11 protein-coding genes and 1 pseudogene are annotated in these 13,964 nt (G+C 38.5%); 1 reads left to right on the top strand and 11 read right to left on the bottom strand.

Annotated features, from left to right (window positions below):
* Positions 1-25: 25 nt before the first annotated feature.
* The 4 genes from PQ474_RS14040 to PQ474_RS14025 all read right to left on the bottom strand — a co-directional run bounded on the left by PQ474_RS14040 (position 26) and on the right by PQ474_RS14025 (position 5,248).
* On the bottom strand, positions 26-1,675 hold the full coding sequence (locus PQ474_RS14040; protein WP_273844399.1) for an SLC13 family permease: 1,650 nt from the start codon (positions 1,673-1,675) through the stop codon (positions 26-28).
* A 227-nt stretch (positions 1,676-1,902) separates the two neighbouring features.
* Positions 1,903-2,562 carry a response regulator gene (locus PQ474_RS14035; RefSeq protein ID WP_273844397.1) on the bottom strand — a complete coding sequence of 220 codons (660 nt, stop codon included), beginning with the start codon at positions 2,560-2,562 and terminating at the stop codon, positions 1,903-1,905.
* Positions 2,555-4,150, bottom strand: coding sequence for an ATP-binding protein (locus PQ474_RS14030; protein ID WP_273844394.1), 1,596 nt, complete (start codon positions 4,148-4,150; stop codon positions 2,555-2,557). The genes PQ474_RS14035 and PQ474_RS14030 overlap by 8 nt, the downstream gene beginning before the upstream one ends.
* A gap of 27 nt (positions 4,151-4,177) precedes the next feature.
* The gene (locus PQ474_RS14025; protein WP_273844392.1) at positions 4,178-5,248 is read right to left on the bottom strand and encodes an NAD(P)H-dependent flavin oxidoreductase; all 1,071 of its coding nucleotides are present in this window, start codon (positions 5,246-5,248) and stop codon (positions 4,178-4,180) included.
* Positions 5,249-5,607: 359 nt separating this feature from the next.
* Between PQ474_RS14025 and rsgA the strand changes: the two are divergent.
* A pseudogene (rsgA, locus tag PQ474_RS14020) lies at positions 5,608-6,659 on the top strand (ribosome small subunit-dependent GTPase A).
* A gap of 49 nt (positions 6,660-6,708) precedes the next feature.
* On the opposite strand, the gene PQ474_RS14015 reads toward rsgA, so the two are convergent.
* The 7 genes from PQ474_RS14015 to PQ474_RS13985 form a co-directional block, all read right to left on the bottom strand.
* On the bottom strand, positions 6,709-7,485 hold the full coding sequence (locus tag PQ474_RS14015; protein ID WP_273844389.1) for a Cof-type HAD-IIB family hydrolase: 777 nt from the start codon (positions 7,483-7,485) through the stop codon (positions 6,709-6,711).
* Positions 7,486-7,716: 231 nt separating this feature from the next.
* Entirely contained in the window at positions 7,717-9,045 is a 1,329-nt protein-coding gene (locus tag PQ474_RS14010; RefSeq protein ID WP_273844387.1) for a 6-phospho-beta-glucosidase, read from the bottom strand.
* Positions 9,046-9,058: 13 nt separating this feature from the next.
* The gene (locus tag PQ474_RS14005) at positions 9,059-9,370 is read right to left on the bottom strand and encodes a PTS lactose/cellobiose transporter subunit IIA (RefSeq protein ID WP_273844385.1); all 312 of its coding nucleotides are present in this window, start codon (positions 9,368-9,370) and stop codon (positions 9,059-9,061) included.
* Between the two features lie 119 nt (positions 9,371-9,489).
* A complete protein-coding gene (gene celB, locus PQ474_RS14000; protein ID WP_273844630.1) occupies positions 9,490-10,815 on the bottom strand; it encodes a PTS cellobiose transporter subunit IIC in 1,326 nt (441 codons plus the stop codon).
* Positions 10,816-10,831: 16 nt separating this feature from the next.
* Positions 10,832-11,137 (bottom strand): PTS sugar transporter subunit IIB, encoded by a 306-nt coding sequence (locus PQ474_RS13995; RefSeq protein ID WP_273844383.1) that lies wholly within the window; start codon positions 11,135-11,137, stop codon positions 10,832-10,834.
* Between the two features lie 277 nt (positions 11,138-11,414).
* Entirely contained in the window at positions 11,415-13,352 is a 1,938-nt protein-coding gene (locus PQ474_RS13990; RefSeq protein ID WP_273844382.1) for a BglG family transcription antiterminator, read from the bottom strand.
* 377 nt (positions 13,353-13,729) lie between these two features.
* Positions 13,730-13,964 (bottom strand): hypothetical protein (locus PQ474_RS13985; protein ID WP_273844380.1); only part of this gene is annotated, 235 nt, incomplete at its 5' end.

Here is a 13,964-nt window from a genome sequence, read left to right as displayed (position 1 = left end):
CCCTTTCTTTAATCGTTTTTACCCTTTAAGATCTAAACTCAGATGGAAATACAGTTAAATCAATTCCCCATAAGAGTGGTAGTAAAATGTAGACCGCTAACGTAATCAAGACTACCGCTAAGATATTAATCCAGAACCCGTTTTTAACCATCTCAATGATTTTTAATTTACCCGATGCAAAAATAATCGCATTGGGTGGAGTTCCAACCGGTAGCATGAATGCACAGTTAGCAGCCATTGCTGCAGGTACCATTAATGCAAACGGATGAATGTTTAAAGCTAAACCTAGCGCTGCCAAGACAGGTAGGATCATCGTAGCCGTTGCGGTATTAGATGTAATTTCAGTTAAGAATAATACTAGAGTTGTTGTAAGAACGATAATAAGAATAAAATTAACACCATCCAATATCGTTAACTGACCACCAATCCAATCAGCTAATCCCGATTCACGAAAACCAGCGGCAATCGCTAATCCACCACCAAATAACAATAAAATCCCCCACGGTACATCTTTAGACACATTCCAATCTAAAATACGACCGCCCTTATTAACAGAAGGTATTAAAAATAATAGAACAGCGGCAAAGATGGCGATCATTGTGTCATTAAGGCCTGGTATTGTAATAATTTGCCCTTCCCATAAGAACGTTCTCGTAATCCACATAAAAGCGGCAAATAGAAACACCGTTAAAACAGCAGTCTCTTCAAAACTAATTTTCCCTAGCTTCTTCTTTTCGTTATCAATGAGTTCTTTTCCTCCCGGTAGCTCCTTTAACTTGATAGGATGTGCGATCTTCGTTAAGAACCACCAGCTACTGATAAGTAAAACGATAACGACAGGAGCAGCAAAGAATAACCAATCAGCAAAAGAGATTTGCACACCAAATAATTCCTGAACCGTTGCTGCAAGAATGATATTGGGAGGCGTACCAATCAATGTTCCAAGTCCACCAATGGTTCCAGCATAACCAATCCCAAAAATAAGTACTTTTGAAAACTTTTCTTCTTCTCCAGTTAAGTTTTCTTTGTTGTTTTTTAACGCTTGTGCTACTTGATACGTAATAGCCGTACCAATTGGCAGCATCATCATAACTGCTGCCGTATTCGAAACCCACATCGATAGAAAGCCAGTTGCCGCCATAAAACCAAACACAATTCGTGACGGACTTGTTCCAATGACAGAGATGATATTTAAAGCAATCCGTTTATGCAAATCCCATTTTTCCATGGCAAGAGCAATAAGGAAACCACCTAAAAACAAGAAAATTATCGGATTCCCATAAGCAGCCGTAACCGTATCTCCATTTAATGCCCCTGTAATAGGCAATAGAATAATAGGAAGTAGTGACGTCGCTGGAATCGGAATCGCTTCTGTGATCCACCAAGTTGCTACCCACAATGTGGTCGCTAGAACCATTCGTCCCTCATAGCTGAGTCCCTCCGGAAAAAAGAATAATAACACCGCCATAAACAAAAGCGGTCCAAGAAACAACCCTACCTTTTGTGGTGTTCGATAACTCGGTTGCTTCGGGCTCTTCTCGTGCTCCTTCTGTTCTTGAACGACCGATTCTCCCTTTTTACCTGATCTCATTGGTAAAGAAAACAAAAGTAGTTTTTTAGATTGATTATGTGAATTCCATAATTGATTCCAAACGGAAGTCATGCTTGCTTTCATTTTAATTCCTCCCTACTTGTAAAGAGCGCTTACGCTTCTGATCAAAACTCATTACGTTTCAGCGCTCCTCCATCAGATGCTAGTTAAACATCTGTTTAATTATTCTGATTATAAAGCGCTTCCAATAAAACAACAATAAAAAGACCATACTGCTCTTTTAGGTCTTTTTGGTCTTGAGTTCTTTCAAGCAAGAACGAGTTCTAGTAAAACAAAAATACCCTCCACCATCACACGAAATAATGATGGCTCGGGCGTCCGACGCTTCCATATTTTACTTGCACTTGAATTTTCCCTGATTGTTCCAAATGGTCTAAATACCTTCTTACAGTGACTCTTGCCATCCCTAGCGATGTTGCGACTTGCTCCGCTGTTACTGGTTTTGGCTGATCAATCAGGTTCAACAGGATCTGTCTCATTGTCGTCTCACTCAAGCCTTTGGGCATGGATTGATCACGTTGTTGAATTCGCTTCATTTGATCGATATCTGACTGATTAAGGGAGCTTGAATCATTTAGTTTTCTTCTCATTTTCTGGTACGTTTCTAAAGCTGTCTTAAAGCGGTCAAACCTAAATGGTTTGACCAGGTAATCTACGGCGCCAAGTCTAAATACGTTCTGAACCGTCTCCGGATCTTTTGCGGCAGTAATCATAATCACATCACACTTCAAATCATTTTCTCGAATGGATCTTAATACATCTAACCCAGACATATCTGGTAAAAACATATCTAATAACACTAAATCAGGCTTCTTTTGAATAATTCCTGCTACGGCGTCACTTCCAGTCGTTGCCGTCCCACATAATGTAAAAAGGGTAACTCTTTCTAAAAAACTACTATTCACTTCTAACACCATCGGATCATCTTCCACTATAAAAACGTTAATCATGCTCTGTCCCTCTTCTAGTTATTTTAATGGTAATCTCCGTTCCATTATTCAGTTCAGACTCTACTTTAACTTCCCCATGATGGGCCATTACAATTTGTTGAACAAGAGCTAGCCCTATACCGCGTCCTTCCTTCGCTTTGCTACTAAAGCCATAAGTGAATATGTTCTCTTTATCAGAAGGGGAAATCCCCTTTCCATTATCTTTGACTTTAATATAGAGATGACTGTCATCTCCTTGTATGAAACAATCAACCATTCTGCTTTTAGCTTGCGGCCCAAACGCCTCAAACGCATTTTCAATCAGATTCCCAGTGATCGTCACAAGGTCTCCAGCACTATGATAGGTTCCCTTTAGATAACTAGCTGGATCTATGGAAAGAGTAATTCCTAACTCACGGGCTCTAGACCGTTTCCCTAGTAAAAGTCCAGAGAGCGAATAGTCTGTAAAACGCTCCTTTAAAAATAGAATCATACTTTCTTCATTTTCTGTTTCATCAAGAATAACGTCTAAAGCTTCATCTGTTCTTTCTAACTGAATGAGTCCAGCAATACTATGTAGCTTGTTCATATATTCATGATTTTGGGCTCTAAGGGCATCAACTAACGCTTTTACACCGGTTAATTCTTCAGCCAAGCGGTTTGCTTCTGTCCGATCGACCATTGTTAATAGTGTGCCAACCAATTTTCCTTTTACTTCAATAGGGTATAAAGAAAGAAGATAAGTCTTACCAAAAAGCACCACATTCTGATTGATCAACTGCTCCATTCGTTCCTGATTCAATTGCTGAACCAAACGTTCCCACGAATTTGGAAAAATATCTTTAACGTGTAAAGATTCCTTTTCGTTCCCGCCTTGTATGTATTGCCTTGCTAAACTATTCATAAAGGTAATCTGACCCTCTTCATCTACAGCAATGATTCCAATATCCATCGCTTGCATAACCGCTGATCGTTCCTCTGCAAGTTTGGCAATTTCATATGGCTCTAAACCAAATGTTTGCTTTTTGATATGATGAGCTAACAGAAACGAACCGACCAAGCCAATGAATAATCCCCAAAGAAGGGAGAAAAGTAGGTCGTTGCTGTAATCGGCAACGATGGAGTGAAAAGTCGGCGCTAAAATGCCAACAACGGCAACCCCTACTTGTTCGTCCCTGTCTTCAGTTAAGATAGGAACAAAAGCTCTAATCGCGTTTCCTAAAGTACCTTGTGCTCTTGATACATATTCCTTTTTTGCCAAAGCTTCTTGCTCATCGCCCCCAACAAACGCTTTTCCTATCAATTCCTCCGAAGGATGAGAATAGCGAATGCTATTCATATCGATGATGACGATATAATCGACATTGGCGGCCGTTCGTATATTTTCGGCAACCGGCTGAATTTTTGTCTCTCCGCCTTGTCTCCCAACATGTTCGCGAATATCAGGCATTTGTGCCACCGTTCTTGCAATGGCAACCGCTCGCTCTTCAATCTCTTTCTCAAAAGCATCGGTAATATTATTAACCATAATCCAGCCACTTGTCATGACCGAAACGACCACTACGACAAATGACATGATTACTATTTTTAAGCGTAAACTCATGTTCATTTCGTTCAATCCTTTAAGATCTTCTTTTCATTTTAGGTGCATGATTGCTTTTGTCTCGGCGATCGTACGCGAAATTAATTCTCCCACCGATTGATCTTTCGCTAATAATGGGCTCTGCCCCGACCAAAGGGACATGAAGTCCATGTTGTTTTCCTTCGCTGCTACTTGTCTGAGTTGTTTTGTCAATATATTTTGGATAGGGAAATCGGGTAGTTGATCCTCATACGCTTTCATTTCTTCGATAAATACATTGTTCAATCCCCGAGCCCATTTACCAGAAAAAGATCGTGTCAACACGGTTGCATCATCTAGTGCTTGTAAAATCGCTTTTTTATGAATCTCAGGGGCTCCGCTCTCCTTACATGTTAAAAAGGCCGTACCCATTTGAACTCCTTTTGCCCCAAGACAAAGAGACGCACTCATTCCTCTACCGTCCATGATACCACCTGCTGCGATCACAGGTATTTGGACTCGATCTACCACCTGAGGAATCAATGACATTAATCCAATCAAACTCTTACTATCATCCATAAAAGACCCACGATGACCTCCAGCTTCCGTCCCTTGAACGACCACCATGTCCATCCCTTTTTGTTCACTCAACATCGCCTCTTTGACATTTGTTGCGGTTCCTATTAACAGAACGTCATGCTCTTTTAAAAGAGATATCTGTTCATCGGTAGGCAGTTCAAACGTAAACGAACAAATCGGTACCTTTTCTTCCACGATGACCTTCAGTTGCTGCTCGAATTGTTCCCAAGCCAATTCCGTAGGTAACAAAGGCTTTGTTTCTGGTTGCAAGTTATATTTTTCTAAGTATGGCTTCAAGAACTGATTCGCTTCTCTTACTTCTTCTTCAGAAGTTCGAATGGAGCTTGGCACAAAAAGATTGACTCCAAAAGGTTTCGTTGTAGCCTTTTGAATTTGTTTAATTTGTTCACGCATTTGAAACGGTGTTAGATAGCCTGCCCCGATCATTCCGAGTCCGCCACAACTAGACACAGCGGCAACCAGTTTCGTTGTCGTTACCCCACCTGCCATCGGCGCCTGAATCAAAGGATACGTAATTCCTAATTGTTTCGTTAGCTCATTTTGCATGTTTACACCTCACCCATTTCTCTATTCCTTTCATTATAGAGGAACCCCCCTATTTCTAAAAGGTCACCTTTTTTAGTGGTCTAATTCTAAGAAAGGCTTTTGCGCTTCTTTTTTATTCCATTTTATGTTATATTGGTTTTATCTAATAGAAAGCGAGGGATGTCTTATGAAAATTGAAATGAAATTACGTTCAAGCATTGTGATACAGGCACAGCCCTCAAGTGAAGCTTTCTAATTGACGTTTCTTTTTATTGGATACGTATATTCACTATGGGCTGTGCAACAGGCCATGGTTTTTATGTACACAAGGCCGTTATTAAAGCGGCCTTATTTTTTTTATCCAATAGGAGGAACAAACATTGAATTTAGAACAATTAGGATGGAATGAAAGATTTGAACAAGAATTTATTCCATATAAAAATCAACATTTTTCAGTAGGTAGAATTACGTTAGAACACAAGAGATTGTACCGAATCGTCTATACAGAGGGAGAGCTTTTAGCTGAGGTTTCAGGAAAGTTTCGGTTTGAAGCGCATGAAAGAGAGCACTTTCCTGCCGTTGGAGATTGGGTTGTCATGACTCCTCGCCCCGCTGAAGGAAAGGCAACGATCCATGCGGTTCTCCCTCGTTTCAGCAAATTTTCCAGAAAAACAGCTGGAGCGCGCACAGAAGAGCAAATTGTAGCAACTAATGTAAATACCGTCTTTTTAGTCAATGCTTTAAACAACGATTTTAACGTTAGAAGACTAGAACGTTATCTCATGATGTCTTGGGAAAGTGGTGCCACACCAGTCATTATTTTATCAAAGGCTGACCTTTGTACGGATATTGAAACAAAGCGTGCAAAAGTGGAAGCAATTGCTTATGGAGTGCCCATTCATGTTGTAAGTACAAAAACAAATGAGGGTCTAGAAAGCTTGTATCAGTATGTGACATCAGGCCAAACAATTGCTTTACTTGGCTCATCTGGTGCTGGAAAATCTACGTTATCAAATTTCTTAGCAAAATCAGAGAAACAAGTTGTTCAAGAGGTCCGAGCTGGTGATGACAGGGGCAAACATACCACTACCCATAGGGAATTAATGATCCTTCCACGTGGGGGGCTAATTATCGACACTCCTGGGATGAGAGAACTTCAATTATGGGAGTCAGAACAATCATCCGATCAAGTTTTCCAAGATATTCAACAGCTTGAACAACAATGTCGCTTTAGAAATTGTACGCACACGACCGAGCCACATTGTGCCGTGAACACCTCACTTGAAACAGGAGAGCTTCTCCAAGAACGATTTGATCGTTTCAAAAGCTACAAAAGGAACTTGCTTATTTAGAACGAAAAACAGACAAACGAGCTCAACTAGCTGAAAAGGCGAAATGGAAGAAGTTGAGCAGCGAGAGTAAAAGAAGATAAAAGGATAGACAAACGCGTGTACTAGCCTAAGCTGTACACGCGTTTTTTATTATAGAAGCCCGAGCATTTTTAACCCGTGTTCGATCCCATCTTCGTTGACATGTTTCGTTAGATGCTTCGCCGCATTCTTCACTTCTTCATGAGCATTCCCCATTGCCACACTGTTTTCAACAAATTGTAGCATCTCGATATCATTTAAGCCATCACCAAATGCATATACATCTTCTTTGGCAAAACCAAGGTAATTCATAACCATCTCAACGCCTCTTGCTTTCGAGCCGTTTGCAGGCAAGACATCCACTGAAAGCGGATGCCATCTAACAAAGTCAAACTTTGGAAATGCATGTACATACTCTGCTTCCTCACTGTCTGTACAGAACAGCAACGTTTGAATGATTTCTCGGTTAACATGATAGTCAGCATCATGCTCTGGTTGATAACATTTTAACGTACCCATACTCTCCTCGACATGCGGATGAGATTCAATGTTCGTTTTCATATCATCTGGATCCATAAAGACTAATGGGTGTTGCTTGCTTGATGAGTATTCAACTAGCTTCTCTAAGGAATCTTTATCTAATAACGTCTTTGATACCACTTCATTGTCAACGACAACAAGTGAACCATTAAAGCACACATATGTATCAATGTTAAGTTCCTCACGTAAATCTTTAAACAAGAACGGTGCGCGTCCTGTTGCAATAGCGACATAGTGTCCTTTTGCCTTTAAGTCTTCAATTGCTTTTTTTGTAGAGACTGGTAATTGTTTATTTTCATCGTAAAGAGTCCCGTCAATATCAAAAAAGACGATTTTTTTCTCTGACATCTTATTACCTCCTGAAGATATTCTAGTAAAAATCCCTCACACTTCTTCGTCTAACGGTGGTGTGAGGGATTTGATTGTAGTCTATTATATCATACTAAAGTTTCTTACCATTTGTTTCAATCTTCTTTATACTAGTGGGAACTTTGCTTTTTAATTCGTCTCAGTTCTTTTGCACTTTCCTCAATAAATAGAATTTGGTCCTAGTGTCAACACTAGAACCAAATCTCTATATTATGCTTCTACTTTTTTAAAGAACTGTGGCAAATGCTCTTTGTGTGCTTCCATCATTTCATCGACAATTTGTTTCGAAATCGTATCAGAAGGACTAAGTGGATTAATCGTTAAAGCAAGAACTGCCTTGTTATAATCGCCTGTAACTGCGGCTTCCGCTGCGACACGCTCAAATGATTTAATTTGTTGAACCAATCCACGAACTTGTACAGGAAGATCTCCTACTACGATTGGCTTAGGGCCATCTTTTGTAATGATGCAACTAACTTCAACAGCTGAGTCATCTGGAATACTCGCAATCGCACCATTGTTAATGGTATTGACCGGTTGAATATCGCCACGATCTGTATAAATGGATGTGATTAGACGAACGGCAGCATCTGAGTAGTAAGCTCCGCCACGCTCTTCTAATTGAGGAGGCTTCACTGCTAAGTTCGGATCTTTGTAGAGCTCAAACAATTCTTTTTCTAATCGTTGAACGACTTCTGCACGTGTTCCCTCTTCTTCAGCACTCTTCAAATCTTTTTCAACCATTTCACGAGATTTATAGTAATAGTTGTGGTAAGGGCACGTCAGCACGTTTAGAGCTTTTATGAATGCTGGCTCCCAACCAAGACCTTGAATGTTCTTCACAAAACTACTATTGTTTGGATCTGTTAATAGATCGATAACTTTATCTTTTACGCTAACTCCGTCGACATACACATCTAGCCCATACACCATGTGGTTCAAACCAGCGAAGTCGATGCGGATGCGTGAATGGTCGACGTCTAATAATTTAGCCACTCCCATTTCAATTCCAATTGGAACGTTACACAGACCGACGATTTTTTTAATATTTGAGTAACGAAGAACAGCTTCTGTTACCATTCCTGCTGGATTCGTGAAGTTGATTAACCAAGCATCTGGACATAACTCCTCCATGTCTTTACAAATATCAAGAATAACTGGAATCGTACGTAAGCCTTTAAATAATCCCCCAGGACCGTTTGTCTCTTGACCAAGTACACCATATTTCAATGGAATTCTCTCATCTTTTGCGCGTGCTTCTAAGAGACCAACGCGAAATTGAGTTGTGACGAAATCAGCATCTTTTAACGCTGCTTTACGATCTAGCGTTAAGTGAACTTCAATGGGTAGACCTGCTTTTTCAATCATGCGTTTTGCCAGATTCCCAACGATCTCCATCTTTTCTCTTCCCGCTTCAATATCAACGAGCCATAATTCTCTTACAGGTAGTTCATCGTATCGTTTAATAAATCCTTCAACAAGCTCCGGAGTGTAACTGGAACCTCCACCAATCGTTGCAATTTTTAATCCTTTTGTCATTATAAATTCCTCCTTAGTTCCCCATTTTTTCATATAAATCTACGAATTCAGTTGCTAGATCTTTAACGGTTATCGCATTCATTAAATGATCTTGCGCATGTATCATTAAAAGTGATATTTCTGTTTTTTCTCCTCTTATTTCCGCTTGAATTAAAGCAGTTTGAATATGATGTGCTTCATTTAGTTCCTTCCCACATTCCTCTAATTTTGCTCTAGCTTCTTCCATATTCCCTTGCTTAGCAAACTGAAGAGCTTCCATAGCGGAGCTTTTTCCGTTACCCGCATGTAAAATTAATTGAAAAATAAATTCTTCTGTTTGTACCATAGCGTTTTCTCTCCTATCAAATGAACGATATTAGTTTGGTTGTTACTCTCTCCATCAGGGGAGGAATCACTTCCTCCCTATAGATATTCTCCTATCTAGCTTTCTATCTATTTCTTTTATTAGCTAACTTTTGAATTTGATTCGATTTCAGTTTCTTCTTTAAGTTTCAAGCTATCCCACATTTTGAAGAATGGTAACCAGATCAATAGCCCAATACTGATATTAATAATTTGCATAACAGCACCTGAGATGCTACCACCTGTTGCTAAGAACCCACTAAGAATTGGCGGTGTTGTCCAAGGAATCGCAATTCCAACCGGCTTAGCAACTAAGCCTGTGCTCATTCCAATATAAGTTGTAATAACCACTACTACTGGTGTTAAGAAGAATGGAATAATTAATAATGGATTCATTACAATCGGCGTACCAAAGATAATTGGTTCGTTAATATTGAATAATCCAGGACCTGCTGATAGTTTCCCTAATTGTTTCATTTGCTTACTTCTTGACCATGCAACCATGATGAGTACTAATGCAAAAGTTGAACCTGAACCACCCATGTTAACGAATACTTCGAAGAACTGTTGAGTAAAAATGTTTGGTACTTCTTCACCAGCTTGGAAAGCAACACGGTTTGCATCTGTTGCAGATAACCAAATTGGTGTCATTACTCCACCGACGATGTTCATACCATGAATACCAGCAAACCAAAGTAGTGAAACTAACATCACAGCGATAATTGAACCGATTAGACTTCCACCTACTGCACTTAATGGTACAAATAATAAATCACCAATGACATTATGCAAACTTCCAAATGGTGTATTTTCTACAATTAAACGTAACACCCAAATAGAAAAGATAACCGCAAAACCAGGAATTAAAGCGACAAACGACTTTGCTACTGCCGGAGGAACACCATCTGGCATTTTAATAACGATATTACGTTGAACGATTAAACGATAAATTTCTGTTGAGAACATGGCTACAAGTAATGCTACGAATAATCCTTGGCTTCCCATTAATGCTACAGGAATTACACCACCTACTACTTCTTCAGCTCCACCAAATGTTCCCATAATCTCGAATGGCGTTGCTAGCAAGAAAGCCGATACTGAAATTGCACCTGCTGTGATTGCATCAATTCCGTATTTTTCAGCAAGGCGATAAGCCACACCAAACGATGCAATTAAAGCCATCATTCCAAATGTTGCATCAACCGGATATAAGAGCTTTGTTAACCATGCATCCCCGAAAACTCCAGCCATAAAATCGGCGTACCCTGGAATCGGAAGAAAACCTAGGATAAGGAACAAAGAACCGATAATGATGAGTGGCATTGTGAGGATGATCCCATCCCTTAGTGCCTGTAAATGTTTTTGTCCTGCCAACTTACCGGCAAATGGTAAGAAGTATTTTTCTAAGAAAGTATTAAATTTATCCATCATTGTGATTCACCCCTTATTTGTTTAGAAGTGCTTTGGCAGATTTGATAACTTCTGCTCCATTACACGTTCCGTAGTGAACTGGATTAATGACATCAACGGGAATATTTTTTTCAGTTTCATATTTTTTCATTTGAGTTAAAAGGTATCGAACTTGAGGTCCTAGTAATAAAACATCTGCTTGATCAATGTTATTTGGTACACTTTCAGCACTTACTGCCCAAATCTTTGCTTCAATTCCTTGTTCAGCTGCACTCTTCTCCATTTTTGTAACCAAAAGACTAGTAGACATTCCTGCTGCACAACATAATAAGATATTCATTATAAAATCCCCCTAAAATAAATTAGTTTAACTATTTTTCTGTTTGTTTTTACAACAGCTCACCTGATCCTTTTGCTGTTTTGTTAACGTTTTGTTTAGGTGTGTTGTTGATAGTTTTATAATAATACGAAAGCGCTTTCATATAAACGCATGCTTTTTCCGTTACACAACGGAAATCGATATTTGACTTACGGAAACAAAAAAAGACTGAACAACATGATCCCTATTCTCCCAAAATCGTTAGAACAGGTATTAATGTGCTTCAGTCTCAAACTATTTACGTTTTTGATCTTAAAAATACTTGTGTAAATTCGTAATAACTTCTTGCTTTGATCAATTGTTGCACAATATCACGGTTATCTACTAGGTGCACTAACTTATCATACATTCTTTGCAAGTCCCGGTTATTATTTTTTTCAACACATAATAAACAAACAAATTGTACCGGTTTATCTCCCCAAGTAATCGGCTTTTGTAATGTACATATAACCCAAAAAGTATGGTCGGTTTGTGGGGAAATCGGATGGGGAATCGCCACAAAATTACCAAAACTCGTAGGAGAAACCTTTTCTCTTTCAAATACAGCTTCAATAAAACCTTCTCCAACAAGACCTTGCTCAGTCATTTGATTTCCTAAAAACGTTATAATTTCTTCTTTTGTTTCAAACTTTTTCTGTAGAAAAACTAATTCTTCTTTTGTGAATTCTAATTGTTCGCTATCTTCCAACAGGATTTTCTCCACTTTTTCTAAGTCATTTCCGCCTAAAATACTATTCACTTCAATAACTGGAATCGATAACGGCTTTGAAATAGGAATGGTACTAATAACAAAATCTAAAGCATGTAAAGACATTTCATTTAGCTTATAATACTCTGTCGTCCCTAAAATTTCTAACCTCGATCCAAACTTAGCCCTTAACTTATAAAATAGTAACTGTGCACTTCCCGCTCCTGAAGCACAAACAACAATACAGCGCTTGGGCGTCTTACCTATCTTTCTTCTTTCCATTGCTGCTCCAATATGTAGAGCTAAATAACCAATTTCATTCTCATGGATGTCTAGTGCCATCTCTTCCTTTAATACCATTCCAGCAATAACTCCTGCCTCAAAAGCGACTGGGTAATTCGCTTTTATTGAATCAAGCATCGGATTGCGTAAGTTCATTCCATAACGGAAGCGATTAATGGCAGGCTTTAAATGAATCGCCATTCCAATTAATAAATCTCGATCATCACTAATGCCTAAATTCATTCTTTGTTCGATTTTTTCAAGCATTCTTTGCGTCAACTGATACATTTTCTTGTCAATCATATCTCTAATTTCTTCACTGTTTATACTTTTTTCTTTAAAGACTTTTGTCCCTAGTAAATGAATCGCGATATAAGCCACTTCAGATTGAGGGAAACTGACATGAAGCCTCTCTTCAACTTGTTCGACAATGTTCTTCGCTACCTCATACTCTTTGGTAATCAGAATTTCACTTAATTCTTTCGGATATAGCGACACATAATTTTCATCTCTTATACGTTTACAAGCAATCGCAATATGTATCATCAAATTTGAAAGTCCAACATCAGATAATCCAATCTCATTCACTTGTATCTGTTCAAGTATAACTGTTCTGATATCAGCCATTTCTTCTTTTGATAAGATAGTCAATTTACTAGTAAATGTTTCAATCTCGGTTTCCTTTCTATTAAATAAATATTCAGACATACAGAAACGAAATTTAACTTCATCTCCTTTTAATCTAAATCCATAATTAGGTTTTTTTACTAAAGTGATTCCGAACTTTTCTAGTATTTTTTTGACATCTTTCATATCATTTTGAACAGTTGATTTGCTAATGTATAATTCGTTAGCTAAATCTTCAAGTTTGACGAAGCTATCGGATAATAGTAACTTCTTTAAAAGGAATTGAATTCGTTCTTCAGGAAGACTAGGAGCTTCGTCTTGCTGTTCTGGATCATTTTGGATGACCTCTTGCAAAAATTTAACAAAGAGTTCTTCATCCTCAACAACGAGCTTATAGCCCGTTCCTCTAACCGAATTTATTGTAGCACCCTGTTCAGACAATAATTGATCCAATTCTTTTATATCATTTCGTATCGTTCTTGAAGATACTTGTATCAAATTTGCCAGCTGCTCACCAGTTAGTGGCGTTTTAGATCCAACTAATTGACGAAAAATCGTATTCAAACGGGAATTAAACATGATTTCCTCCCCTCTAGCTTCATTGCTTATTCAATGCTTTTAGCACCATTACAATTGGTACACATTTCACTGGTCTCTTAATGGACTATAGCAAATCCATTAATAGATTACAACCGAACAAATTAAGAAGACCGTATGACAGCCGTACCACACTTCTTGTTTATTAGTAAGGCTCATTTAAATAAGTCTAATATCTCTTGGATCGATAAGGACATATTTGAGTTGACATTTTCAATCAGACTTTTAATCTTTCACTCTCTCATGTTTCAGTATATTTTTACTTTTTTTTAATAGTTTTATATTCTTTATTTAATTTTACCAATTGAATCAATGGGCAACTGCATCTAATTTGGGATTCTAACCCTGTTGAGAGAATGTCACACTCGAGCTAAGTAAATCGTATTATAAGTTTGCTCTCCGATCATTTCATTTAATACCACTAAGATAAAAAAGGATCTGGATGGAGTTAATGGTCTGAAAGAGAGGGCACTGAAAAATGTGAAAATCGTACCTTTTTCAGTGTCCTCTCTCCACAAAAAAAAACACAACCCATTGGATTGTGTTTTATCAGCCTGGCAACGTCCTACTCTCACAGGGGGAAGCCCCCAACTA

The sequence above is a fragment of the Halalkalibacter alkalisediminis genome (assembly GCF_028610705.1).
Classification (GTDB): Bacteria; Bacillota; Bacilli; order Bacillales; family Bacillaceae_D; genus Halalkalibacter; species Halalkalibacter alkalisediminis.
The sequence above is the reverse complement of the archived record's forward strand: the minus strand, read 5'-3'. Positions and strand labels throughout refer to the sequence as shown.

Excerpts from the sequence above, each read along its gene's own strand:
- PQ474_RS13995 (WP_273844383.1), bottom strand. The coding sequence starts at position 11,137 with ATGAATATCTTATTATGTTGTGCAGCAGGAATGTCTACTAGTCTTTTG.
- PQ474_RS14025 (WP_273844392.1), bottom strand. The coding sequence starts at position 5,248 with ATGCAAAATGAGCTAACGAAACAATTAGGAATTACGTATCCTTTGATT.
- PQ474_RS14030 (WP_273844394.1), bottom strand. The coding sequence starts at position 4,150 with ATGAACATGAGTTTACGCTTAAAAATAGTAATCATGTCATTTGTCGTA.
- PQ474_RS14040 (WP_273844399.1), bottom strand. The coding sequence starts at position 1,675 with ATGAAAGCAAGCATGACTTCCGTTTGGAATCAATTATGGAATTCACAT.
- PQ474_RS14015 (WP_273844389.1), bottom strand. The coding sequence starts at position 7,485 with ATGTCAGAGAAAAAAATCGTCTTTTTTGATATTGACGGGACTCTTTAC.
- celB (WP_273844630.1), bottom strand. The coding sequence starts at position 10,815 with ATGGATAAATTTAATACTTTCTTAGAAAAATACTTCTTACCATTTGCC.
- PQ474_RS13990 (WP_273844382.1), bottom strand. The coding sequence starts at position 13,352 with ATGTTTAATTCCCGTTTGAATACGATTTTTCGTCAATTAGTTGGATCT.
- PQ474_RS14010 (WP_273844387.1), bottom strand. The coding sequence starts at position 9,045 with ATGACAAAAGGATTAAAAATTGCAACGATTGGTGGAGGTTCCAGTTAC.
- PQ474_RS14005 (WP_273844385.1), bottom strand. The coding sequence starts at position 9,370 with ATGGTACAAACAGAAGAATTTATTTTTCAATTAATTTTACATGCGGGT.
- PQ474_RS14035 (WP_273844397.1), bottom strand. The coding sequence starts at position 2,562 with ATGATTAACGTTTTTATAGTGGAAGATGATCCGATGGTGTTAGAAGTG.